The 21226-nt window shown below is 64.9% G+C and carries 24 protein-coding genes; 14 read left to right on the top strand and 10 right to left on the bottom strand.

Going from position 1 to position 21226, the window contains the following annotated elements; genetic code table 11:
• Nucleotides 1-16: 16 nt before the first annotated feature.
• Together CCOS191_RS21680 and CCOS191_RS21675 are read right to left on the bottom strand one after the other, a co-directional pair.
• Nucleotides 17-1066 carry an alkene reductase gene (locus CCOS191_RS21680; RefSeq protein ID WP_046856948.1) on the bottom strand — a complete coding sequence of 350 codons (1050 nt, stop codon included), beginning with the start codon at nucleotides 1064-1066 and terminating at the stop codon, nucleotides 17-19.
• A 24-nt stretch (nucleotides 1067-1090) separates the two neighbouring features.
• Entirely contained in the window at nucleotides 1091-1393 is a 303-nt protein-coding gene (locus tag CCOS191_RS21675) for an ArsR/SmtB family transcription factor (RefSeq protein WP_046856947.1), read from the bottom strand.
• Between the two features lie 152 nt (nucleotides 1394-1545).
• On the opposite strand from CCOS191_RS21675, the gene CCOS191_RS21670 reads away from it, so the two are divergent.
• Entirely contained in the window at nucleotides 1546-2124 is a 579-nt protein-coding gene (locus tag CCOS191_RS21670) for an acyl carrier protein phosphodiesterase (protein WP_046856946.1), read from the top strand.
• Nucleotides 2125-2140: 16 nt separating this feature from the next.
• Here CCOS191_RS21670 and CCOS191_RS21665 read toward each other — a convergent pair whose 3' ends face one another.
• Both CCOS191_RS21665 and olsB read right to left on the bottom strand, forming a co-directional pair.
• Entirely contained in the window at nucleotides 2141-2929 is a 789-nt protein-coding gene (locus CCOS191_RS21665; protein WP_046856945.1) for a lysophospholipid acyltransferase family protein, read from the bottom strand.
• Nucleotides 2929-3684 (bottom strand): L-ornithine N(alpha)-acyltransferase, encoded by a 756-nt coding sequence (gene olsB, locus CCOS191_RS21660; RefSeq protein WP_046856944.1) that lies wholly within the window; start codon nucleotides 3682-3684, stop codon nucleotides 2929-2931. The genes CCOS191_RS21665 and olsB overlap by 1 nt, the downstream gene beginning before the upstream one ends.
• A 133-nt stretch (nucleotides 3685-3817) precedes the next feature.
• On the opposite strand from olsB, the gene CCOS191_RS21655 reads away from it, so the two are divergent.
• The 7 genes from CCOS191_RS21655 (at nucleotide 3818) to CCOS191_RS21625 (ending at nucleotide 9567) form a co-directional block, all read left to right on the top strand.
• Nucleotides 3818-4705: an acyl-CoA dehydrogenase gene (locus CCOS191_RS21655; protein WP_046856943.1), complete on the top strand. Its 888-nt coding sequence runs from the start codon at nucleotides 3818-3820 to the stop codon at nucleotides 4703-4705.
• A gap of 145 nt (nucleotides 4706-4850) precedes the next feature.
• On the top strand, nucleotides 4851-5927 hold the full coding sequence (locus CCOS191_RS21650) for a serine hydrolase domain-containing protein (protein ID WP_046856942.1): 1077 nt from the start codon (nucleotides 4851-4853) through the stop codon (nucleotides 5925-5927).
• Nucleotides 5924-6220, top strand: coding sequence for a hypothetical protein (locus tag CCOS191_RS21645; RefSeq protein ID WP_046856941.1), 297 nt, complete (start codon nucleotides 5924-5926; stop codon nucleotides 6218-6220). Before CCOS191_RS21650 ends, CCOS191_RS21645 begins: the two co-directional genes overlap by 4 nt.
• A gap of 44 nt (nucleotides 6221-6264) precedes the next feature.
• Nucleotides 6265-6846 (top strand): YceI family protein, encoded by a 582-nt coding sequence (locus CCOS191_RS21640; RefSeq protein WP_023632820.1) that lies wholly within the window; start codon nucleotides 6265-6267, stop codon nucleotides 6844-6846.
• Between the two features lies 1 nt (nucleotide 6847).
• Nucleotides 6848-8005, top strand: a complete 1158-nt coding sequence (locus CCOS191_RS21635; RefSeq protein ID WP_046856940.1) for a phospholipase D-like domain-containing protein — start codon at nucleotides 6848-6850, stop codon at nucleotides 8003-8005.
• Nucleotides 8006-8241: 236 nt separating this feature from the next.
• A complete protein-coding gene (locus tag CCOS191_RS21630; RefSeq protein ID WP_046856939.1) occupies nucleotides 8242-8820 on the top strand; it encodes a DJ-1/PfpI family protein in 579 nt (192 codons plus the stop codon).
• A gap of 156 nt (nucleotides 8821-8976) precedes the next feature.
• On the top strand, nucleotides 8977-9567 hold the full coding sequence (locus CCOS191_RS21625) for a hypothetical protein (protein WP_046856938.1): 591 nt from the start codon (nucleotides 8977-8979) through the stop codon (nucleotides 9565-9567).
• An 82-nt stretch (nucleotides 9568-9649) separates the two neighbouring features.
• Here the strand turns inward: CCOS191_RS21625 and CCOS191_RS21620 are convergent, their stop codons facing one another.
• Nucleotides 9650-11173, bottom strand: a complete 1524-nt coding sequence (locus CCOS191_RS21620) for a fumarate hydratase (protein ID WP_046856937.1) — start codon at nucleotides 11171-11173, stop codon at nucleotides 9650-9652.
• A 325-nt stretch (nucleotides 11174-11498) separates the two neighbouring features.
• Here CCOS191_RS21620 and CCOS191_RS21615 point away from each other — a divergent pair, with 325 nt between their 5' ends.
• The gene (locus tag CCOS191_RS21615) at nucleotides 11499-12419 is read left to right on the top strand and encodes an iron-sulfur-binding ferredoxin reductase (protein ID WP_046856936.1); all 921 of its coding nucleotides are present in this window, start codon (nucleotides 11499-11501) and stop codon (nucleotides 12417-12419) included.
• Between the two features lie 114 nt (nucleotides 12420-12533).
• Here the strand turns inward: CCOS191_RS21615 and pyk are convergent, their stop codons facing one another.
• Nucleotides 12534-13988 carry a pyruvate kinase gene (pyk, locus tag CCOS191_RS21610; protein ID WP_023631128.1) on the bottom strand — a complete coding sequence of 485 codons (1455 nt, stop codon included), beginning with the start codon at nucleotides 13986-13988 and terminating at the stop codon, nucleotides 12534-12536.
• 181 nt (nucleotides 13989-14169) lie between these two features.
• Here pyk and CCOS191_RS21605 point away from each other — a divergent pair, with 181 nt between their 5' ends.
• The 3 genes from CCOS191_RS21605 (at nucleotide 14170) to sbcB (ending at nucleotide 16531) form a co-directional block, all read left to right on the top strand.
• Nucleotides 14170-14556, top strand: coding sequence for a tetratricopeptide repeat protein (locus CCOS191_RS21605; protein ID WP_023631127.1), 387 nt, complete (start codon nucleotides 14170-14172; stop codon nucleotides 14554-14556).
• A 123-nt stretch (nucleotides 14557-14679) separates the two neighbouring features.
• Nucleotides 14680-15039, top strand: a complete 360-nt coding sequence (locus tag CCOS191_RS21600) for a PilZ domain-containing protein (protein WP_046856935.1) — start codon at nucleotides 14680-14682, stop codon at nucleotides 15037-15039.
• Between the two features lie 61 nt (nucleotides 15040-15100).
• Nucleotides 15101-16531: an exodeoxyribonuclease I gene (sbcB, locus tag CCOS191_RS21595; RefSeq protein WP_046856934.1), complete on the top strand. Its 1431-nt coding sequence runs from the start codon at nucleotides 15101-15103 to the stop codon at nucleotides 16529-16531.
• A 73-nt stretch (nucleotides 16532-16604) separates the two neighbouring features.
• Here sbcB and mvaT read toward each other — a convergent pair whose 3' ends face one another.
• Nucleotides 16605-16982 carry a histone-like nucleoid-structuring protein MvaT gene (gene mvaT, locus CCOS191_RS21590; RefSeq protein WP_028690229.1) on the bottom strand — a complete coding sequence of 126 codons (378 nt, stop codon included), beginning with the start codon at nucleotides 16980-16982 and terminating at the stop codon, nucleotides 16605-16607.
• Between the two features lie 301 nt (nucleotides 16983-17283).
• Between mvaT and purU the strand changes: the two genes are divergently transcribed.
• Together purU and CCOS191_RS28485 are read left to right on the top strand one after the other, a co-directional pair.
• Nucleotides 17284-18135 (top strand): formyltetrahydrofolate deformylase, encoded by an 852-nt coding sequence (gene purU, locus CCOS191_RS21585; protein WP_046856933.1) that lies wholly within the window; start codon nucleotides 17284-17286, stop codon nucleotides 18133-18135.
• Between the two features lie 15 nt (nucleotides 18136-18150).
• Complete coding sequence (locus CCOS191_RS28485) at nucleotides 18151-18384, top strand: hypothetical protein (RefSeq protein ID WP_082120475.1); 234 nt, start codon at nucleotides 18151-18153, stop codon at nucleotides 18382-18384.
• On the opposite strand, the gene CCOS191_RS21580 is transcribed toward CCOS191_RS28485, so the two are convergent.
• Genes CCOS191_RS21580 through CCOS191_RS21570 form a run of 3 tightly spaced genes read right to left on the bottom strand, consistent with a single transcriptional unit; the run spans nucleotide 18290 to nucleotide 21157 of the window.
• On the bottom strand, nucleotides 18290-19282 hold the full coding sequence (locus CCOS191_RS21580) for a lysylphosphatidylglycerol synthase transmembrane domain-containing protein (RefSeq protein ID WP_046856932.1): 993 nt from the start codon (nucleotides 19280-19282) through the stop codon (nucleotides 18290-18292). The two genes, CCOS191_RS28485 and CCOS191_RS21580, sit on opposite strands and share 95 nt — an antisense overlap.
• The gene (locus CCOS191_RS21575) at nucleotides 19279-20043 is read right to left on the bottom strand and encodes a DUF2334 domain-containing protein (protein WP_046856931.1); all 765 of its coding nucleotides are present in this window, start codon (nucleotides 20041-20043) and stop codon (nucleotides 19279-19281) included. Before CCOS191_RS21575 ends, CCOS191_RS21580 begins: the two co-directional genes overlap by 4 nt.
• Nucleotides 20036-21157 carry a glycosyltransferase family 4 protein gene (locus tag CCOS191_RS21570; RefSeq protein ID WP_046856930.1) on the bottom strand — a complete coding sequence of 374 codons (1122 nt, stop codon included), beginning with the start codon at nucleotides 21155-21157 and terminating at the stop codon, nucleotides 20036-20038. The genes CCOS191_RS21575 and CCOS191_RS21570 overlap by 8 nt, the downstream gene beginning before the upstream one ends.
• Between the last annotated feature and the right edge of the window lie 69 nt (nucleotides 21158-21226).

Below are 21226 nucleotides of genomic sequence, written 5' to 3'. Positions count from 1 at the left end.
CAGGCCCAGCGTACGCTTACATCCGTGGGTAGTCGATGTACCCAACCGGGCCTTTGCCATAGAACGTCTCCGGATGCGGCGCATTGAGCGGTGCATCGGCGGCCAGGCGCGCCGGCAGGTCGGGGTTGGCGATGAACGGAATGCCGAACGCTACCGCATCGGCTTTACCGCTGGCCAGGGCAGCGTTGGCACCGGCCTTGTCAAAGCGCTCGTTGACGATGTAGGGGCCGCCGAACGCTGCCTTGATCAGCGGACCGATGCTGTCGTCAGCCTCTTTCTCCCGCGAGCAGATGAAGGCGATGCCGCGTTTGCCCAGCTCCCGGGCAACATAGGTGAAGGTTTCGGCACGGTCGGCGTCGCCCATGTCGTGGGCATCGGCGCGTGGTGCCAAATGCACGCCCACGCGGCCCGGGCCCCATACCTCGATGGCGGCATCGGTTACTTCCAGCAGCAACCGCGCGCGGTTCTCCAGCGAGCCACCATAACGGTCGGTGCGCTGGTTGGTGCTGCTCTGCAGGAACTGGTCGAGCAGGTAGCCGTTGGCGCCGTGGATCTCCACACCGTCGAAACCTGCGGCCTTGGCGTTCTCGGCGCCGCTGCGGTAGGCCTCGACGATGTCGGCGATCTCTTCGGTTTCCAGCGCGCGCGGGGTCGGGTAGTCACTGAGTGGGCGCACCAGGCTGACATGACCCTTGGGCTGGATCGCGCTGGGGGCCACTGGCAGTTCGCCGTTGAGGTACGACGGGTGGGAGATGCGCCCGACGTGCCACAGTTGCAGGAGGATGCGCCCGCCCGCGCCGTGGATGGCCTTGGTCACGTTGTGCCAGCCGCGCACCTGTTGGTCGTTCCAGATGCCGGGGGTGTCGGGGTAGCCGACGCCCATCGGCGTGACCGAGGTCGCTTCGCTGAGGATCAGCCCGGCGCTGGCGCGCTGCACGTAGTACTCGGCCATCAGCGCGTTGGGCACGCGGCCTTCGTCGGCGCGGCAACGGGTCAGCGGGGCCATGATGATGCGGTTGGGCAGTTCCAGGTCGCCCAGGGTGATCGGGTCGAACAACGTAGTCATGTGCGAAGCCTCGCTTGGATCAGGTCAGAGCTCTTGGCTCATTTGCTCGAGGAACGCCTTGATGGTCGCCTCGTTGCGTTTGAAGAAATTCCATTGGCCGATCTTCTGGCTGCTGATCAGGCCGGCGCGCTGCAGGGTGGCCAGGTGAGCGGACACGGTCGACTGCGACAGGCCGCAGCGTTGATCGATCTGCCCGGCACACACACCGTGTTCGGTGCTGTGGTGCTGCTCGGGGAACTGCGCGGCCGGGTCTTTCAGCCAGTTGAGGATGTCTCGCCGGACCGGGTGGGCCAGGGCTTTTATTATTTCGTCGAGATCGATGGGCATGGTGGGGCTCGTGGTGTGTAGCGGTATATCGCGATGGGGCGAAATATAAATCGCCGCATCGCGATATACAAATATGAAGTGGTCATAAGGCAAGTCTTGATAGCTATATCGTCTTGTGACGATATAGTTGCCAGCGGTGCTAGACTGGCGCCATGAATTATCTCGCGCACCTTCATCTGGGCGGCCCCGCGCCGCAGCAACTGCTTGGCAGCCTGTATGGCGATTTCGTCAAGGGCGAGCTTGCGGGGCGCTTCCCGCCTGCGCTGGAGGCTTCTATTCGGCTGCACCGACACATCGATCGCTACACCGACAGCCACCCACTGGTGCTGGCGGCGCTGGCGCGTTTCCCGCGCGAGCGGCGGCGGTTCGCCGGGATCGTCGTGGATGTGTTCTTCGACCACTGCCTGGCGCGGCACTGGGCGGCATATGCCGAGCAACCGCTGGCGCAATTCACCGATGATTTCTACAAGGTATTGCTCGCCGAACCGGAGTTGCCGGGGCGGTTGGCGCGCATCGCGCCGTTGATGGCGGCGGGCGACTGGCTGGGAGCGTATGGCGATTTCGCCACCCTGGAGCAGGTGTTTGCCGGGATTGCCCGGCGCCTGTCGCGACCTGAGGGGATGGCGGGGGTGATGGTGGAACTGGAGCGGTTGTACGAGCCGTTGCTGGCGGACTTTCGCGAGTTCTATCCGCAACTGCAGGCATTTGCCCGGGGACACCAATCGGCTTGAGTCCGCAATCGCGGACTCAAGCTGCCCGAGCCTGTCGCCTCGGTGCCAACTCGACGTTCTCTGCGCCGAACAGCGCCAGATGGACCGCCTGTTGCGCTTCGAAAGCCAGTACCGCGCGTTCCTTGCCTGCACTGCCGATTGGCGGCAACAGGTGGATCAGCACTTGTCCGCGGTCCTGCGCGAACAGCCGCATCAAATGGGAAACCAGGTCGTCCTCGCCAATGAACGGCGCGATCGGATCGGTCTGGCCCGCGCGCAGGTACTGGATTGCCACCGGCTGCACTGGCGTGGCCTGGTCGATCGCCCCGGCCAGCAGGCGCCCATGGAAGGTACGCAGGCTGCGACCGTCCGTGGTGGTGCCTTCGGGGAAGATCAACAGGGGGCGTTGCTCGCCCAATTGTTCGCTGATCTGCTCGCGCAGGCGCTGTGCATCGCCGCCGCCGCGACGAATGAACAGGGTACCGGCTTTCTCGGCCAGCCAGCCGGCCAGCGGCCAGTGGCGCACCTCGGCCTTGGACAGGAACGACAGCGGGGTGAGCATGCCCAGCAGTGGGATGTCGGTCCACGACACATGGTTGCAGACCCACAGCATCGGCTGTTGCGGCAGCTCGCCCCTGACCTCCACCTCGAAGGGCAGCGCGGCGACCAGGCGCCCCATGAACATCCGAGTCCAGCGTTGGCGCTGTTCTATCGAGGCATTCCGCCCAAGACGCTCGCCCAGTGCGATGACACTGGCCATGGCCAGCCCCAGTGCCAGCACCAGGAACAGCCGCAGCAGGCGGGCAGCGGCCCGCAGGCGCGGCATCAGACCGCCGCCTTGAAGTGACGGGCGTAGCGTGGGCAGAGGTCGTCGCGCTTGAGCAGGATGAACACGTCGGCGACCTGGAAGTCCTCGTCCCAGCACGGCTCGCCGCAGATCTTCGCGCCCAGGCGCATGTAGGCCTTGAGCAGCGGCGGCATCTCGGCGATGACGTTGTTCGGCAGCGGCAGGCTGGGCAGCGGGTTCTTCGGTTCGGCACGCAGGTGCTCGGTGCACAGGTAGCGGTCGCGCAGGCGCTGCATGATTGCGTGGGCCTGCACGCCGCCGTCCTGCATGGGGATGCTGGCGCAGCCCATCAGGTAGCTGTAGCGGCCCTCGTTGAGCACTTCGGCCAGTTCGCTCCAGAGCACGGCGATGGTGCCGCCGTTGCGGTAGGCCGGGTCGACGCAGGTACGGCCCAGTTCGAGGATCGGGCCCTGCAACTGCAACAGACCGTGCAGGCTGAACTCCTCTTCGCTGTAGAAGCGGCCGAGACTGCTGGCGGCCTGGTGATCCAGCAGGCGGGTGGTGGCGACCAGCTGGCCGGTGGCCAGGTCGCGCACGCCGATGTGGCGGCAGTGGATGTCGTAGTCGTCCATGTCCAGGCCGTGTTCGGCGCCCTTGAGCTTGGCCTTGAATTCGGCGCTGAACACCTTGAAACGCAGGGCCTGTGCTTCCTGCAGGGCCGCGGCGCCGACCAGGCGTTCGGCTTGCAGACGGCGTTCAGTACTGGTGTCGCCAGAGCGAGCGATCCGGGTCATCGTGAGTCTCCATAAGCCAGCCAAAGGGTTGCGGCCGGTCGGCTTTGTTGTGCAAAGTCAGCCTAGGTACGCCCGGTGTCACCCCCGTGAATCTTTGGTGATGCTTGCGTGACACCCCTGAAAGGAGCTTGCGATGGCCTGGTTGCAACGACTCAACGATCCCCTGCGCCACCCGCTGGCGGCGACCCTGGGGGAAACCTATGCGGCGGTGCTCGAGCGCTTGGGCGCGGTAATGCCGTTCGAGCTGGCGGTGCTGGGCGGGCGCGCCATGGCCACGCCTGGCCTGGCCTTCTTGCTCGGCTACCAGGCAGCGCTGCGGGTGCTGTGGCCCAGCGCGCCGGCCAGCCTGGGCGCGTTGTGTGCCACCGAGCGGCGCAGCGTGCGCCCGGCGGACATGCACACTCGGCTGGACGGCCTGCGCCTGACCGGCAACAAGGACTTCGTCACCGCCGGGCTGGACGCCGAATGGCTGCTGGTGGCCGCGCGCCACGAAGGCGCGGGCGAGGCGCCGCGCTTGCAACTGGCGGTGGTCTATCCGGGCGAGCCGGGGGTCAGCCTCGAAGCCTTGCCGACCCTGCCGTTGATGCCTGAAGTCGGCCATGGCCGCCTGCAGCTCAAGGACGCCGCGTGCGAGTTGCTGGCCGGCGATGGCTGGGATGCCTACGTCAAGCCGTTCCGCTCCCTCGAGGACCTGTATGTGCTCGCCGCGCTGTTGGCCTGGCTGCATGGCGTTGCCCAGGAGTGCGCCTGGCCGCAGGCCCTGCGCCTGAAGCTGATCGGCCTGCTCGCCGGGTGCGCCGAGGGCAGTCGGCAATGCCCGGACAGCGTGGCCTGCCACCTGCTGCTGGGTGGCCTGTTTGCCCAGTTCCAGGACTTGCGAGGCGAGATCGACCAGGCGTTGGCCGCAGGGCCGGAGCACTGGGCGCAATTGTGGCAACGCGACCAGGGCCTGCTGGCGCTGGCCGGCGCGGCCCGTGACAAACGCCTGGCCAAGGCCTGGAGTGCCGCCGGACTGTCATGAAAGCCTGAGAGGCTGGGGGTACCTTTGAACCTGGGCCGCTGTGCGCCCCATCGCGGCTGAAGCCGCTCCTACAGGTCATGCGCAACCTCTGTAGGAGCGGCTTCAGCCGCGATGGGCTGCAAAGCAGCCCCTTGCAGGACTCTCCATGAAGGCAGTGATGCTTGCCCTGGCCATGACCACCGCCCCGGCCTGGGCCGAAGACTGGCCTGCGGCGCAGTGGCCGGTCGACAACACGCTCATCAACTGGCAAGCCGTAGACACCTACGCCTTCGCACCAAGCGATACCGAGCGCGGCGGCATTCGCACCGATGCGTTGTTGATCATCCGCGACGGGCGCATTCTCCATGAACGCTACGCCGAGCCAACCCGTGCCGACACTGCGCACCTGACCTGGTCGGTGAGCAAGAGCGTGCTGGCCACGGTTATGGGCGTTGCCTACGGCGAAAGGCGCTTCCAGCTCGAAGATCCGGCTTCCCGCTATTACCCGGCCTTGCAGGCGCACCCAACGTTGCGCCTGGCCGACCTGCTGCATTGGGCCAGCGGCCTGGCCTGGCAGGAAGATTACGAATACGCGCCGTTGAAGTCGTCGGTGGTGGCCATGCTCTACACCCGTGGCCGCACCGACATGGCTGCCTACACTGCGGCCAGGCCCGCCGCCAGTGCACCCGGCACACAGTTCGTCTACTCCAGCGGCGACAGCAACCTGCTGGCCTCCAGCCTGCGCGGCATGCTCGCGCCTGAGCGCTATGCCGACTATCCCTGGCAAGCCCTGTTCACCCCGCTGGGGATCGACAGCGCTGTCTGGGAGCGTGATGGCGCGGGCACTTATGTGGGCTCCTCGTACCTCTATCTCAGTGCTCGCGATCTGGCGCGCATCGGCCTGCTCATGCAGCGTGACGGGCGCTGGCGCGAACAACAGTTGCTGCCGGCCGAGTGGGTGGCGTTCAACCGCACCTTGTTCAGCGCCGCGCAGCCTGTGCCGGGCGAAGCCAACCCCGGCGGGCACTGGTGGCTCAACCAGCCATTGCCCGGCCAGCCGGTGCCGTGGCCGGATGCGCCGAGCAACACGTTCGCCGCACTCGGCCACTGGGGCCAGGCGCTCTATGTGCTACCCACGCAAAAGCTGGTGATCGTGCGCTACGCCGATGACCGCGATGGCAGCTTCAGCCACAACGAACTGCTCAAGCGGGTGCTGGCCGCCGTGGCCGGGGAGGGCGCATGAAGCGGGTAGTGCTCCTGCTGCTACTGGCCCTGTCTGCCTGGGTATGGCACGAGCGCCAGGCGTTGGTGGACTTCCCGGGTATCCTTTCGGCCTACTCGGCGAAGGAGTACTGCTCGTGCCGGTTCGTGATGGGTTTCCCTGAGACCTATTGCCGGGGCTATGTGCGCCAGTACCTGCCCTTGGGCCTGCTGGAAGAGGACAGCCCCCGGCGCCTGGTCACCGCCGAGGGCCTTGGCCGGCGCAACCAGGCGGCCTGGCAGGGTAACCGCGAAGGCTGCCGCTTGCTGCCGTGAAACCGTGCGGGTAAGGTTGACGGCCTTGATTCACAGGATTTCACATGTTCAAGCCGTCCCGTCTGCTGCCCGCCCTCCTGCTCGCCCTGTGCCTGCCCGCCCATGCCAACTGGCACCTGGATGGCGAGTCCTCGCGCCTGTCCTTTGTCACCGGCAAGAATGGCAATATCGCCGAGGTCAACCGTTTCCTGGTGCTGCATGGCAAGGTCGACCGCAAAGGCGCGGCCGAGGTCAGCATCGAGATGGACTCGATCAGCAGTGGCATCCCGCTGCGTGACGAGCGCATGCGCGACGGCCTGTTCGCCTTCGAGCAGTTCCCCGAGGCCACGGTGCAGGCACAGATCGACCTGCGCCCGATCAACGACCTGGCCAACGGCGCGCAGCTGGAGCTGCGCTTGCCGGTGAGCGTGACCCTGCACGGCCAGACCCGCAGTTACAACACCCTGCTGCTGGCCACGCGTCTGGACGAACGGCGTTTCCAGGTGGTGACCCTGGAGCCGCTGATCCTGCGCGCCTCGGAGTTCGGCCTGCTGCCGGGCCTGGAGAACCTGCGCAAGCTGGCCGGGCTCAAGTCGATCAACCCCTCGGTGCCGGTGAGCGCGGTGCTGATCTTCACCGCCCGCTGAAATGCCGGGGCCGGTCTTCCCCTGGCGGGATGGCAACCAGTTCGAACTGCTGATCGACGGCCCCGAGTTCTTCCCGCGCATGCTCCTGGCGATCGTGCGTGCCGAGTACCAGGTCGACCTGGAACTTTACCTGGTCGAGGCCGGGGCGTGCGCCGAGGCGGTGGTCGAGGCCCTGGAGCAGGCCGCGCGGCGCGGCGTGCGGGTGCGTTGCCTGTTCGACGACTATGGCTCGCTGGCCTTTACCTCCTCCTTGCGTGAGCGCCTGCTGGCGGCGGGTGTCCAGCTGCGCTGGTACAACCGCCTGCGCTGGCGCCGGGGCCTGCGCAACCTCTATCGCGATCATCGCAAGCTGTTGCTGGTGGACGAGCGCTGGGCGGTGGTCGGCGGTACCGGGGTTACCGATGAGTTCTGGACACCCGAAGCCGACACCAGCGAGTGGCACGAAGTGATGGTGCGCATGGAGGGGCCGGTCGTCACCGACTGGCAACTCTTGTTCGACCGCCAGTGGCACGCCAACCAGCGCCGTACCGCCTGGCGCCCGCCCGAGGGCTTCGGCCTGCCGCGCCTGCCCCAGGTGCCGGCGCAGGGCCAGGGCATGGGCCGGGTAGCCTATGCCGACGCCCGCCAGCACAAGGACATCCTGCATGCGCTGGTGCGCGCCCTGAACAGCGGCCAGCGGCGCATCTGGCTGGCCACGCCGTACTTCCTGCCGACCTTCAGCGTGCGGCGCTCGCTACGCCGTGCCGCGCAGAAAGGGATCGACGTGCGCCTGCTGCTCACCGGCCCGCGCACCGACCACCCGGCGGTGCGCTATGCCGGGCACCGCTATTACCCAAGGCTGCTGCGTGCCGGGGTGCGGATCTTCGAGTACCAGCCGTGCTTCCTGCACCTGAAAATGGTGCTGGTGGACGACTGGGTCAGCGTTGGCTCGTGCAACTTCGATCACTGGAACCTGCGCTTCAACCTCGAGGCCAACGTAGAAGCCATCGATCCGCCGCTCAGTGCTGCTGTCGCCGCCAGCTTCGAGCGCGATTTCGCCCAGAGCCTGGAGGTCGACCTGGCGCGCTGGCATGCTCGTCCACTGTGGCGTCGGGTGCAACAGCGCCTGTGGGGCTGGCTGGACCGGCTGGTGGCCAATCTGCTGGATCGCCGCGACTAGTGTCCTGTCTCGGAAATACGTTCTCTTTTGGCGAGTGGCTTGGGTGTTCGGCCAAGGCGCCGCGACGAGTCATAGCAGGGCTATGGCGAGAAGTGGCAACGCGGGCCGGGCGCCCAAGACGCCGCCAAAAGTGAACAGCTTATTTCCGAGACAGGACACTAGCGACGTATATCGCCGTCACGCAAAGCAGACTATCGTGCTGGAACTGTTCCCAGACAACCGATGGAGTGGATGCGATGACGGCGAAGAAAATTCTCATGCTGGTGGGCGACTATGTAGAGGACTACGAAGTGATGGTGCCGTTCCAGGCCCTGGCCATGGTCGGCCATACCGTCCATGCCGTGTGCCCGGAGAAGATCGCCGGGCAGACGGTGCGCACGGCGATCCACGACTTCGAGGGCGAGCAGACCTACAGCGAGAAGCCCGGACACAACTTCGCCCTGAACTACGACTTCGTCCAGGTGCGCGCCGAGAGCTACGACGCCTTGCTGATCCCGGGCGGGCGGGCGCCGGAATACTTGCGCCTGAACGACAAGGTACTGGAACTGGTCAGGGCGTTCGATCATGCGGGCAAGCCTATCGCCGCGGTGTGTCATGGCGCGCAGTTGCTGGCTGCGGCCGGGGTACTGGAAGGGCGCGAGTGCAGTGCCTACCCGGCGTGCGCACCTGAAGTGCGTCTGGCGGGTGGGCAGTTCATCGATATCGCGGTGGACCAGGCGCATGTGGACGGCAACTTGGTGACGGCGCCGGCCTGGCCCGCGCATCCGACGTGGCTGGCGGCGTTTCTCAAGGTGTTGGGAACGCGGATTCAATAAGACGGACGTAACGCTGTGCGAGCGGTCACGTGGCGGGCGCGCAGCCACTCGGTAGCGGTCATGGAGAAATACCTGTCGCGTAGGGGAAAGGCCGCAGGGCAGGGGGGATGCTAGGGTGGGTCTCAGTCATGGCCATCGACAGGAGGACCGCCCCGCATGGAAATACGTTTGCTCCATGGCGCCGCCATAGCGCCTTACATCGATGACCTCGCGTGCCTACGCCTGACGCTGTTTCGTGAGTTTCCCTATCTGCTGGACAGCTCCTTGAGCCACCAGGCGGATTACCTGGCCAGCTACGCCGAATCCGGGCGCAGCCTGGTGGTGCTGGCACTCGACGGCAGTCAGGTGGTCGGCGCCGCCACCGGCTTGCCGTTGGTGGATGCCGATCCCGAGTTGCAGCAACCCTTCCTTGCCCAGGGGCGCGATCCGGCCTCGATCTATTACTTCGGTGAATCGGTGCTGCTGCCGGCTTACCGTGGGCGGGGGCTGGGCGTACGTTTTTTCATCGAGCGCGAGTCCTATGCGCACAAGCTGGCCGAGTTCGATGCCTGTGCGTTTTGTGCGGTGGAGCGCCCCTCCGGGCACCCGCGGCGCCCGGCGGACTACAAGCCATTGCAAGGTTTCTGGCGCAACCGTGGCTTTCTGCATGAACCGTCGTTGCGTACTGCCTACCGTTGGCGGGATCTCGACGAGCAGGCGCAGTCGGCCAAGATCATGTCGTTCTGGCTCAAGGCGCTGCCTGCATGATCTTTGCTGAGTCGCTCAAGCGAGCGCCGTAAACGAAAACGCCCGGCGTGGGCCGGGCGTTCCGTTGACAGTGAGCGGTGCTTTACTTCACTTCCACCGCCAGGCTTTCGGCGATCTTGCTCTGCCACAGCGCAGGGCCGGTGATGTGCACCGATTCACCCTTGCTGTCCACCGCGACGGTGACCGGCATGTCCTTCACTTCGAACTCGTAGATCGCTTCCATACCCAGCTCGGCGAAGGCCAGCACCTTCGACTTGCGGATGGCCTGGGCCACCAGGTAGGCAGCGCCGCCGACGGCCATCAGGTACACGGCCTTGTTGTCCTTGATCGCCTCGATGGCGGTCGGGCCACGTTCGGACTTGCCGATCATGCCCAGCAGGCCGGTCTGCTCGAGGATCTGGCGGGTGAACTTGTCCATCCGCGTGGCGGTGGTCGGGCCGGCCGGGCCGACTACTTCGTCACCGACCGGGTCGACCGGGCCGACGTAGTAGATGAAGCGGCCTTTGAGGTCCACCGGCAGCTCTTCGCCACGGTTGAGCATCTCGACCATGCGCTTGTGCGCGGCGTCGCGGCCGGTGAGCATCTTGCCGTTGAGCAGGATGGTCTCGCCCGGCTGCCAGCTGGCGACTTCTTCCGGGGTGATCGCGTCGAGGTTCACGCGGCGAGCGCTTGGGCCGGCTTCCCAGACGATTTCCGGGTAGGCGTCCAGCGACGGCGCTTCCAGCTCGGCCGGGCCGGAGCCGTCGAGCACGAAGTGGGCGTGACGGGTGGCGGCGCAGTTGGGGATCATGCACACCGGCAAGGAGGCCGCGTGGGTCGGGTAGTCCATGATCTTGACGTCGAGCACGGTGGTCAGGCCGCCCAGGCCTTGGGCGCCGATGCCCAGCTGGTTGACCTTGTCGAACAGCTCCAGGCGGATCTCTTCGAGGCGGTTCTGCGGGCCACGGGCTTTCAGCTCATGGATGTCGATGGATTCCATCAACACTTCCTTGGCCATCACCGCGGCCTTCTCGGCGGTGCCGCCGATGCCGATGCCGAGCATGCCAGGCGGGCACCAGCCAGCGCCCATGGTCGGGACGGTCTTGAGCACCCAGTCGACGATCGAGTCGGACGGGTTGAGCATGGCCATCTTCGACTTGTTTTCCGAACCACCGCCCTTGGCCGCGACATCCACCTCGACCTTGTCGCCTGGGACGATTGAGTAGTGGATGACGGCTGGGGTGTTGTCCTTGGTGTTCTTGCGGGCACCGGCCGGGTCGGCCAGGATCGAGGCGCGCAGGACGTTCTCGGGCAGGTTGTAGGCGCGGCGCACACCTTCGTTGATCATGTCGTCGACGCTCAGGGTGGCGCCGTCCCAGCGCACGTCCATGCCGACGCGGATGAACACGGTGACGATGCCGGTGTCCTGGCAGATCGGGCGGTGGCCGGTGGCGCACATGCGCGAGTTGATCAGGATCTGGGCGATCGAGTCACGCGCGGCAGGCGACTCTTCACGCAGGTAGGCCTCGTGCATCGCCTGGATGAAGTCGACGGGGTGGTAGTACGAGATGAATTGCAGGGCGTCGGCGACGCTCTGAATCAGGTCGTCTTGCTTGATCACGGTCATGCAGCGCGCTCCTCTTAAAGACGGGAACATTCGAAAAGGCATTCCGACAGTGCACACCTGTATGTCAGGAACGCCTGGCAAGGCGCCGGCTGGTCGGGCCGGCACAAAAAGGCGCGGCAGTATACCGTGCCCCGCCTGCGGAAACACCTGCACGTGGTCTGGACCAAGGTCGGCAGGGAAGGGGCATCCTTTTTGCTGATGACATGCGATGCTGTTGTATCGGGAGCGTTTCGCCGGCAACGCACAGCCCCTGTGGGAGCCGGCTTGCCGGCGATGGGGCGCAAAGCGCCCCTGGAAAACCTTGAATCGAATGAGAAACCTGACAATGCCCGAACTTTGCGTGGGCGAGCGCCAATGGGCAGTGCCAAGCGGCAGTAATCTACTCGATGCCCTCAACGAGGCAGGCCTGAATGTGCCCTATAGCTGCCGCGCCGGCAGCTGCCACGCCTGCATGGTGCGTTGCCTCGATGGCCTGCCCGTGGATGCCAGGCCCGAGGCCCTGAGTGCGGCCCAGCGCGACGAGGGCTGGCGCCTGGCCTGCCAGTGCTCGGTGGCCGGCGACCTGCGGGTGGCGCTGTTCGATCCGCTGCAGGATGGCCTGCCGGCCACGGTGGTTGCACTGGATTGGTTCGGCGACGTGCTGCGCCTGCGCCTGCGCCCAGGCCGGACGCTGCGCTACCAGGCTGGCCAGCACCTGGTGCTGTGGTGCGGCGACGTGGCCCGACCCTACTCGCTGGCGAGCCTGCCGGGAGAGGATGAGGCGCTGGAGTTTCACCTGGATTGCAGCCGCCCCGGCGCGTTTTGCGACAGGGCCCGGCAGTTGCACGCAGGCGATGCGTTGAGGCTGGGCGAGCTGCGCGGTGGGGCGCTGCACTATGACCCTGACTGGCAGGCGCGGCCTTTGTGGCTGCTGGCGGCGGGCACCGGGCTGGCACCCTTGTGGGGCATCCTGCGCGAGGCGCTGCGCCAGGGGCATCAGGGCGAGATTCGGCTGCTGCATGTGGCGCGCACGCCAGCCGGGCACTACCTGGCGGAGGCGTTGCAGGCGTTGGAAGGGGTGAGCGTGGAGTTGGTGCTGGCCGAGCAGTTGGATGAGGCGCTGGCCGGTTTGCGCCTGGCGTCGCGCCAGACCATGGCATTGCTGTGCGGGGCGCCGGGGAGTGTCGAGCGGTTCGCCCGTCGACTGTTCATTGCCGGGGTACCGCGGAATCAGGTGTTGGCGGATGTTTTCAGCGAACACGCCTGAGGCCTGAACGCATCGCGGGGCAAGTCGGGTCGCCGCATCGCTGCTCCCACTCGATATCTGTGGGAGCGGCGATGCGGCGACCCGACTTGCCCGGCGATGGCTTTTGCTGGCAGATCAGCCGACCAGCGGATCACCGACATGCAGGATCTTCATGCCGTTGGTGCCACCGATGGTGTGGTAGCTGTCACCCTTGGTCAAGATGACCCAGTCGCCTTGCTCCACCAGGCCGCGCTTGAGCAGCTCGTCGACCGCCGCCTGACTGACCTTGTCGGCCGGCAGCGAAGCCGGGTCGAAGGCGATCGGGTAGACGCCGCGGAACATGTTGGCACGGGCCTGGGTGGCGCGGTGCGGCGACAGGGCGAAGATCGGCACGTGCGAACGCAGGCGCGACATGATCAGCGGGGTGTAGCCACTTTCGGTGAGGGCGATGATCGCCTTGACGCCGGGGAAGTGGTTGGCGGTGTACATGGCCGCCAGGGCGATGCTCTCGTCGCAGCGTTCGAAGGTGGTGTGCAGGCGGTGGCTGGACTTCTGGCTGGTCGGGTGCTTCTCGGCGCCCGAGCAGATGCGGGCCATGGCCTGGACCGCCTCGATCGGGTAGCTGCCGGCGGCGCTCTCGGCCGAAAGCATCACCGCGTCGGTGTTGTCGAGCACGGCGTTGGCCACGTCGGACACTTCGGCGCGGGTCGGCATCGGGTTCTGGATCATCGACTCCATCATCTGGGTCGCCACGATCACCGCCTTGTTGTTGCGGCGGGCGTGCTGGATGATCTTCTTCTGGATCGCGATCAGTTCGGCGTCGCCGATTTCAACGCCCAGGTCGCCACGGGCCACCATGACAGCGTCGGAGGCGAGAATCAGCTGGTCGAGGGTCTCGTCGTCGGCCACTGCTTCGGCGCGTTCGATCTTGGCCACCAGCCAGGCGCTGCCGCCGGCTTCGTCACGCAGCTTGCGGGCGTATTCCATGTCGCTGGCGTCGCGCGGGAACGACACGGCCAGGTAGTCCAGGTCCATTTCCGCGGCCAGCTTGATGTCGGCCTTGTCCTTCTCGGTCAGGGCCGGTGCGGTCAGGCCGCCACCTTTGCGGTTGATGCCTTTGTGGTCCGACAGCGGGCCGCCGATGATCACCACGCAGTGCAGGGCGTCTGCGGTGGCCGTTTCGACGCGCATGACCACGCGGCCGTCGTCGAGCAGCAGTTCGTCACCGACGCCGCAGTCCTTGACCAGGTCGGGGTAGTCGATGCCGACGATATCCTGGTTGCCTTCGGTCAGCGGGTGAGCGGTGGAGAAGGTGAACTTGTCACCGACTTTCAGTTCGATGCGCTTGTTGGCGAATTTGGCGATGCGGATCTTCGGACCCTGCAGGTCGCCCAGCAGCGCGACATGGCGGCCGTTCTTGGCGGCGATGTCACGGATCAGGCGGGCGCGGGCCTTGTGCTCGTCCGGGGTGCCGTGGGAGAAGTTCAGGCGTGCCACGTCCAGGCCGGCGAGGATCAGCTGTTCGATCACTTCCGGCGAATTGCTGGCGGGGCCAAGGGTGGCGACGATTTTGGTACGGCGGATGGTCATGCACAGACTCCTATAGTGAAGCGCAGCGAAAGGCTACTCCTCAATTGCGCTGTAGTCATTGTTCCGTTGCACTACCTGTACGGTCGCGAGGGTGGCGTTTGAACGGTCGCGGTATGCTTGCAAAAGCCTGTGAAGATTTGTCGTGAAAGGCCGATACAGTGCCCATCAAAGGAGAGTTCCCATGCGCACCCTGATCGTTTTGACCATGGCGGCCAGTGTCGTCGGCTGCACCCGCTGGTCCATGGACCACCACCTGAACAATGCCTATCGCGCCTATGACCGTGGCGACTGCGCCAAGGTGATGCTGGAGCTGTCGCAGGTCGACCGCACCAGCCGTGCCCGGCCGTTCATCCACCCGGAAGTGTCGCTGCTGCGTGGCCAGTGCCTGGAGCGCCAGAAGCTCTACGTCGACGCGGCGCAGACCTACCAGTACCTGATCCAGCAGTACCCGCGCAACGAATACGCCTACCGCGCCCAGGCACGCCTGCAGACACTGGAGAAGCTCGGCCACCTGCGCGGCAGCGAAGCGGCGGTGGCCAGCCCGGTGAACACTACACCTTGGCGTTAATCCCAAGGTGTCGATGATTTCATGTAGTCCGTCCGTCGGACTGGGCTAATCTGTTGGAGAGTTGTAACGATCATCGCCAGTACCTTGTCTTCCTGGCTCCAGGTACAGGACTTCACTTCGATCATGTTTATCGAGCGACATATAGAACGTCATCAACTGCCTTGCGTGCTCAAGGTCTTCAACCGCTGCACCGACCAGCAGATCGGCTACCTGGGCAACGCTTCCGAAGACGGCCTGATGCTGATCAGCCAGTTGCCGGTGCTGGTGGGGCCGGACTTCGAGCTGCAACTGCGTGTACCCCTTGCCGGCGGTGGCCTGCAGTTCATCAACCTGACCGCCAGTTGCCTGTGGTGCCGCGAAGATGAGACGCCCGGGCATTTCGATGCCGGTTTCATGCTGTTGCAGGCGCCGCAGGAATACGACGGCTTTGTTCGCTCGCTGCGCGATTTCTTCAGCTTCCGGCCCATGAACGCCTCTGCGTGAGGCTGGCCCAGCCCTCACGCGTGCCGTTAGACTCTGGTCGACCTTGTTACAGGAAGACCCCGTGAGCTCCAGCATCTTCTGGCACGACTACGAAACCACCGGCATCAATCCACGCTGCGACCGCCCGCTGCAGGTGGCCGGCGTGCGCACCGACCTCGACCTCAACGAGATCGAGGCGCCTATCAGCCTCTATTGCCGCCCCTCCGACGATATCCTTCCGCACCCGGCGGCCTGCCTGGTGACCGGCATCACTCCGCAGCAGCTGGCCAGCCAGGGGCTGTGCGAGGCCGAATTCATGACACGGATCCATGAGCAGTTGGCCCGGCCCGGCACTTGTGGCGCCGGCTACAACACGTTGCGCTTCGACGATGAGGTCACCCGTTACAGCCTCTACCGCAACTTCTTCGACCCCTATGCCCGTGAATGGCAGGGTGGCAACAGCCGCTGGGACTTGATTGATGTGGTGCGTACGGCCTATGCGCTGCGCCCGGAGGGCATCGTCTGGCCACAGCAGGAGGGGCGCACCAGCTTGCGCCTGGAGCTGTTGAGCAAGGCCAATGGCATCGACCATGGCCATGCCCACGAAGCGCTTTCCGACGTGCGGGCGACCATTGCCCTGGCCCGGTTGATTCGTGACCGGCAGCCCAGGTTGTATGACTGGTTGTTCCAGTTGCGCAGCAAGCACAAGGTCATGGAGCAGATCCGTCTATTGCAGCCTCTGGTACATGTATCCGGACGTTTCTCGGCCCAGCGCAACTATATCGGTGTGGTGTTACCATTGGCCTGGCACCCGCGTAATCGCAACGCGCTGATAGTCTGCGACTTGCAACAGGATAATTCGCCTCTGCTCCAGGAGAGTGCGCAAGCATTGCGTCAGCGTTTGTACACGCGGCATGAAGAGATGGCCCAGGGCGAACTACCGGTGCCGCTGAAGTTGGTGCATATCAATCGCTGCCCGGTGCTGGCGCCGCTATCGGTACTGCGCCCAGCCGATCAACAACGGTTGGGGCTCGAGTTGCCGGTGCTGCAGGCACAGGCGGAGCAGTTGGCCAACCAGCAAACTGTTTGGCGAGACAAGCTGGACATCATCTATCAGGAAGAGGGCTTTGCAGCCAGCGAAGACCCGGAACAACAGTTGTATGACGGTTTCCTCGGTGAGCGGGACAAACGCCTGAGCGAGCAAGTGCGCTGTTCCGATCCGGCGCAATTGGCCAAGGGGCAGTGGATGTTCGATGATCCGCGCATGCCGGAATTGTTGTTCCGCTATCGGGCGCGAAACTTTTCCGACACCCTTGATGAACAAGAGCGCGCACGTTGGCATGCATTCTGTCAGCAACGTCTTACAGACCCTACCTTTGGTGCGCCGAACACCCTGGCCAATTTCGAGCAGGCATGCCAAGCCAGCCTGGCAGACGCCAGCGAGGCAGGGCGCCAGGTACTGGAAGCCTGGCAGGGCCATATCCGACAACTGAAAGTGCAATACCAGCTTTGAAATGTGCAGATAAACAAAAACGCCGGCAAGTGCCGGCGTTTTCATGTTGAAACCAATACGCCCGTTAAGGGTATCAGTCCAGCAGGGTTGCCCAGCTTTCGACGACGTCGCCGCCCCACTTGGCTTTCCACTCTTTCAGGGTTTTGTGGTTGCCACCCTTGGTTTCAATAACCTCGCCGTTGTGCGGGTTCTTGTATTGCTTGACCTTGCGTGCACGCTTGGTGCCGGTGGTCTTCACTGCACCGCGCGGTGCTTTGCTCAGTTTGCTTTCCGGATCGAGCAGGGCGATCACGTCACGCAGCGACTTGCCGTTTTCGGCCATCAGCTCGCGCAGCTTCTTTTCGAACTCCAGCTCTTTTTGCAGTTTGCCGTCTTGCGACAGGTTGGCCAGACGGGCCTGAAGTTCCTTGATAGCTTCTTCGGTGGCGCGGTACTCGTTGATCAGGGACATGGTGTGTTCCTTAGTACATGTTCAGAGAGAGAGACAGTGGGGCAATAATAGACAGACGATACTCTCAAGTAAACAATTTAAAATTGAAGACTCAATTAATTGTAGGGCATGACTTCACGGTCATTAGGTTAAGAAAAATTTACAAATTTCCTGGGGCAATGCCGATTACCCCCTTGAGAAAAAGGGAATGGCCCTGTGCGATCAAGCCCTCCAGGCAAGGGGGTCTGGTAAAGATGATTACTGCGTTTTCCCCGGCAGGCCGCTAGAATATGCGCCTTTGCGAAGTTCTGGAGTCTCTCTCATGCGCACCTATCGACTGGTGATTGCCTGCCCCGACCGCGTCGGCATCGTGGCGAAAGTCAGTAATTTCCTGGCCCTCTACAATGGCTGGATCAACGAAGCCAGCCATCATTCCGACGAGCAGAGCGGTTGGTTCTTCATGCGTCATGAGATCCGTGCCGAGTCCCTGCCGTTCGGTATCGAGGCTTTCCGCGAGGCCTTCGCGCCGATCGCCGAAGAGTTCTCCATGACCTGGCGGATCACCGATTCGGCACAGAAGAAGCGCGTGGTGTTGATGGCCAGCCGCGAGTCGCACTGCCTGGCAGACCTGCTGCACCGTTGGCACACCGACGAGCTGGACTGCGAGATCCCATGCGTGATCTCCAACCACAACGACCTGCGCAGCATGGTCGAATGGCACGGTATTCCGTTCCACCATGTGCCGGTCGATCCGAAGGACAAGCAGCCGGCGTTTGCCGAAGTCTCGCGTCTGGTCGAGGAGTGCGGCGCCGATGCCGTGGTGCTGGCGCGCTACATGCAGATCCTGCCGCCGCAGCTGTGCCAGGCATACGCGGAAAAGGTCATCAACATCCACCACAGCTTCCTGCCGTCGTTCGTGGGCGCCAAGCCTTACCACCAGGCGGCGCTGCGTGGCGTGAAACTGATCGGCGCGACCTGCCACTACGTGACCGAGGAGCTCGACGCCGGCCCCATCATCGAGCAGGACGTGGTGCGTGTCAGCCATGCCGACAGCATCGAGGACATGGTCCGCTTCGGTCGTGACGTGGAGAAGATGGTCCTGGCCCGTGGCCTGCGCTATCACCTCGAAGACCGCGTCCTGGTGCATGGCAACAAGACCGTGGTGTTCAACTGAGTCGAGGGTCGGCATATGGCGGATCCACGTGACAAGGCCGGCGCTTCGGCGCCACCGACCTTGGGCGAGGGCTGCCTGGCCCGTTTCGACCCCGATGCGTTGAGCGATGAGGACGGCACCGAGTTTGCGGGTGCCGCCGAACTCTGGAGGCGGCTCAACCCGTCTGTCGACGGCGACGTTCCAGCAATGGACGCGCCAGCAGACAAAGGAACACCGGCCCCCCGGCCAGCAGGTAGAAGTAGTAGGTAACCGCGCGCCATATGAGGATCGCCGCGGCTGCCGTCGAACTCCCCACCAGCGGTGACAGCAGGGCCGCCGAGGTCAGCTCCGCCGCCCCCGCGCCGCCTGGCAGCAGGCTGAACTGCGCCGCACTGAGCGACAGCATCTGCACCAGGAAGCTCGGAATCCACGCCAGGTCGACGCCCAACCCGCGCAGCACCAGGTACAGCACGCTGTAGCGCAGGCACCAGTGCGCGCAGGTCAGGATGAACACCAGCGCCAATGTACGCCGTGGCATGCGCCAGGTATCGGCCAGGGCATGGACGAAGCGCAGCACTTTGCGTGCCCAGCGCCGCCGCCGTGCCGGTGACATGCCCAGGTGCCGCAGCAGCCGGCCATTGCCGCGCATTACCCCGCGTCGATAACGTAGCAGCAGGAAGATTCCCGCCAGCGCGGTGCACAACAGCAAGGCGCTGCCCAGCAACATCTGCGCCTGGCTATGGCCGAGCCTGTGGAACAAGGCGTACCCGGCGATCGCCAGCATGGCGCAGAAGAAGAACAGCAGGTCGTTCAATTGATCCATGGCGAACACCGCGCCGCTGCGCGAAGGCGCGATACGCTCGCGTGCCAGCAGGGTCATCAGCGTCAGCGGGCCGCCCGTGCCGCCTGGGGTGGTACAGATGGCGAACTCGGTGGCCATGACCACTCCCAGGCTGCGGATACGGCCCACGCGGGCGCCCTGGTCGCCGAGCAGCAAGCGCAGGCGCAGGGCATTGAGCGTCCAGCACAGCAGGATCATGCCCAGCAGCAGCGCCATCAGGCCGGGGGCGAAGGATTGCAGGCGTGGGAGCAAATCGCGGCCGCCAAGCAGTGCGGGCACCGACACTGCCAGCAGCAATGCCAGGCCCAGCCAGCCCAGTCGATTCATGGCGCTGCCTGGCGCTCCAGCCAGGCCGACTTGGTCAGTGGCTCGCGGCCTTGCGCCAGCAGTTGCCGCAGGGTCTCGAGCCAGTAGTTGCGCGCGCTGGCGTGGCGCATGTCCACCGGATGCAGGCCCAGGCGCAGGGTGTCGGCCTCACGCCAGCGCCGGAACTGCCAGTCGCTGACCACTCTCGACAGCCCGCGGCGCAATGCGCTGCGAGCGCTCCACACCAGCCCAGGGGCATCGAAGGCAGTGAAGTCCGGCAGCCGGTACAGGTGCCGTGGTGTGCTGGTGTACCGTAGCGGCAGCTGGCGCAGCGCCTGGCGCGTGCCATCGCTCATCAGCCAGGCGGGGGCGACGAAACCCGCCACTGGCCAGCCCTGTTGCCCGAACAACGCCAGCCCGGCATGCAGACGCTGCAGCGCGCTGGCCTGGTCCAGGCCGTGGAACTCGCCTTCGTGGGTGTAGATGCGGCGCATGAAATACTCGCCCGGCCCGCGTGGCGGGGGACCGTCATCGGCATGGTAGTAGCCGTGCAGGGCCAGTTCGTCGCCACGGGCCAGGCGCCGTTCGAGCAGGCGGCAGAAGGTGGGCGAACGCGTGAGTGGATTGCGGTGGTGAAAGTCCGGCACCACCAGCCAGGTCATGGGCACGCCACCTATGTCGTCGATCGCCTGGACGAAGGGTTGGTAGTCCGGCCAGGTCTCCGGCGCGACATCGTGCAGCACCAGCATCAGGCTGCGTCGGGTGGCGGCGGGCTCAGCCATGAGCGCGCACCGGCAACGCGTGACCCAGCACCGCCTGGTAATGCTGGAGCAGGCCACTGACCACGTTGTCCCAGCTGTAATGGCGTTCCACGTGGCGACGTGCCTGGCTGCCAAGCTGGCGTACACCGTGATCGAAGACTTCGCGCACGGCGGCGGCCATGGCGCGGCCATCGTTAGGTGGGCACAGGCGACCGTATTGCTCGTTGACGATTTCGCCGAAGGCGCCAGCGTGCACGGCCACCACGGGCGTGGCACTGGCCATCGCCTCGAGAATGACCAGACCGAAGGTTTCCTGGTCGCCGGCATGCACCAGCAGGTCGGCGCTGGCCAGTAGCCTGGCGACCTCCTCGGGTGGGCAGAAGTGGTCGATCACGCTGACATTGTCCGGTACGCCGATCGGCATGTTCGATCCGATCAGAAGCAGGTGATAGGGCTGTCCGAGTGCCTGCATGCAATCGAGCAGTACCGGCAGGTTCTTCTCCCGCGAGCCGCGGCCGGCGAATACCAGCAGTCGGCTGGTATCGGCGATGCCCAGTTCGCGACGCAGGCCTGGGTCGCGCTTGTCGGGGTGAAATTGCACCAGGTCCACGCCCAGGCGTTGCACGTGCACATTCTCGACCCCCAGCCTGCGCAGCTTGTCGGCCATCACCTGGCTGGGCGCCAGTACCCGGTCGAAGTGCCCGTAGAGCTTGCTGACATAGGCCTCGACATTGGGGGTGAACCAATTGCCCATGCGGTTGCTCACCAGCAGCGGCAGATCGGAGTGATAGAAGCCGATCACCGGCACATCGAGCTTGCGCCGCGCTTCCAGAGCCGCCCAGGCGGTGAGATAGGGGTCGCCGACCTCGATCAGGTCGGGTTGCAGGCGGCGCAGTTCCTTGCACCAGGGGGCCAGGCGTACCGGGAAACGGTAGCCGTTGCCGAAGGGCAGTGGCGGCGCGGGAACATGATAGACGCCGTTGACCTGGCTGGCGCTGGCGCCGGGGATCAGCAGGCTGTGGCGAACGCCGGGCATGGCGTCGAGGCGGCGGTGTTTGGCATCAAGATAGGTTCGTACGCCGCCGCTGGCCGGGGCATAGAACATGGTGATGTCGGCGATGTGCACGATCAGCATCCCTCCGGGATCGTCCTCGGGTGTGTCATCAGGCGGTAATGGACCGGCGATGACGCGCCTTAGGGTTGA

It is taken from the genome of Pseudomonas sp. CCOS 191 (genome assembly GCF_001007005.1).
In the GTDB taxonomy this organism is placed as follows: Bacteria; Pseudomonadota; Gammaproteobacteria; order Pseudomonadales; family Pseudomonadaceae; genus Aquipseudomonas; species Aquipseudomonas soli.
The sequence above is the reverse complement of the archived record's forward strand: the minus strand, read 5'-3'. Positions and strand labels throughout refer to the sequence as shown.

Excerpts from the sequence above, each read along its gene's own strand:
- CCOS191_RS21570 (WP_046856930.1), bottom strand. The coding sequence starts at position 21,157 with ATGCTGATCGTGCACATCGCCGACATCACCATGTTCTATGCCCCGGCC.
- CCOS191_RS21655 (WP_046856943.1), top strand. The coding sequence starts at position 3,818 with ATGGCCTGGTTGCAACGACTCAACGATCCCCTGCGCCACCCGCTGGCG.
- CCOS191_RS21635 (WP_046856940.1), top strand. The coding sequence starts at position 6,848 with ATGCCGGGGCCGGTCTTCCCCTGGCGGGATGGCAACCAGTTCGAACTG.
- CCOS191_RS21645 (WP_046856941.1), top strand. The coding sequence starts at position 5,924 with ATGAAGCGGGTAGTGCTCCTGCTGCTACTGGCCCTGTCTGCCTGGGTA.
- CCOS191_RS21600 (WP_046856935.1), top strand. The coding sequence starts at position 14,680 with ATGTTTATCGAGCGACATATAGAACGTCATCAACTGCCTTGCGTGCTC.
- CCOS191_RS21675 (WP_046856947.1), bottom strand. The coding sequence starts at position 1,393 with ATGCCCATCGATCTCGACGAAATAATAAAAGCCCTGGCCCACCCGGTC.
- mvaT (WP_028690229.1), bottom strand. The coding sequence starts at position 16,982 with ATGTCCCTGATCAACGAGTACCGCGCCACCGAAGAAGCTATCAAGGAA.
- CCOS191_RS21680 (WP_046856948.1), bottom strand. The coding sequence starts at position 1,066 with ATGACTACGTTGTTCGACCCGATCACCCTGGGCGACCTGGAACTGCCC.
- CCOS191_RS21670 (WP_046856946.1), top strand. The coding sequence starts at position 1,546 with ATGAATTATCTCGCGCACCTTCATCTGGGCGGCCCCGCGCCGCAGCAA.
- CCOS191_RS21630 (WP_046856939.1), top strand. The coding sequence starts at position 8,242 with ATGACGGCGAAGAAAATTCTCATGCTGGTGGGCGACTATGTAGAGGAC.
- CCOS191_RS21625 (WP_046856938.1), top strand. The coding sequence starts at position 8,977 with ATGGAAATACGTTTGCTCCATGGCGCCGCCATAGCGCCTTACATCGAT.
- CCOS191_RS21640 (WP_023632820.1), top strand. The coding sequence starts at position 6,265 with ATGTTCAAGCCGTCCCGTCTGCTGCCCGCCCTCCTGCTCGCCCTGTGC.
- CCOS191_RS21620 (WP_046856937.1), bottom strand. The coding sequence starts at position 11,173 with ATGACCGTGATCAAGCAAGACGACCTGATTCAGAGCGTCGCCGACGCC.
- purU (WP_046856933.1), top strand. The coding sequence starts at position 17,284 with ATGCGCACCTATCGACTGGTGATTGCCTGCCCCGACCGCGTCGGCATC.
- CCOS191_RS21605 (WP_023631127.1), top strand. The coding sequence starts at position 14,170 with ATGCGCACCCTGATCGTTTTGACCATGGCGGCCAGTGTCGTCGGCTGC.
- CCOS191_RS21615 (WP_046856936.1), top strand. The coding sequence starts at position 11,499 with ATGCCCGAACTTTGCGTGGGCGAGCGCCAATGGGCAGTGCCAAGCGGC.
- CCOS191_RS21650 (WP_046856942.1), top strand. The coding sequence starts at position 4,851 with ATGAAGGCAGTGATGCTTGCCCTGGCCATGACCACCGCCCCGGCCTGG.
- CCOS191_RS28485 (WP_082120475.1), top strand. The coding sequence starts at position 18,151 with ATGGCGGATCCACGTGACAAGGCCGGCGCTTCGGCGCCACCGACCTTG.
- olsB (WP_046856944.1), bottom strand. The coding sequence starts at position 3,684 with ATGACCCGGATCGCTCGCTCTGGCGACACCAGTACTGAACGCCGTCTG.
- CCOS191_RS21580 (WP_046856932.1), bottom strand. The coding sequence starts at position 19,282 with ATGAATCGACTGGGCTGGCTGGGCCTGGCATTGCTGCTGGCAGTGTCG.
- CCOS191_RS21575 (WP_046856931.1), bottom strand. The coding sequence starts at position 20,043 with ATGGCTGAGCCCGCCGCCACCCGACGCAGCCTGATGCTGGTGCTGCAC.
- CCOS191_RS21665 (WP_046856945.1), bottom strand. The coding sequence starts at position 2,929 with ATGCCGCGCCTGCGGGCCGCTGCCCGCCTGCTGCGGCTGTTCCTGGTG.
- pyk (WP_023631128.1), bottom strand. The coding sequence starts at position 13,988 with ATGACCATCCGCCGTACCAAAATCGTCGCCACCCTTGGCCCCGCCAGC.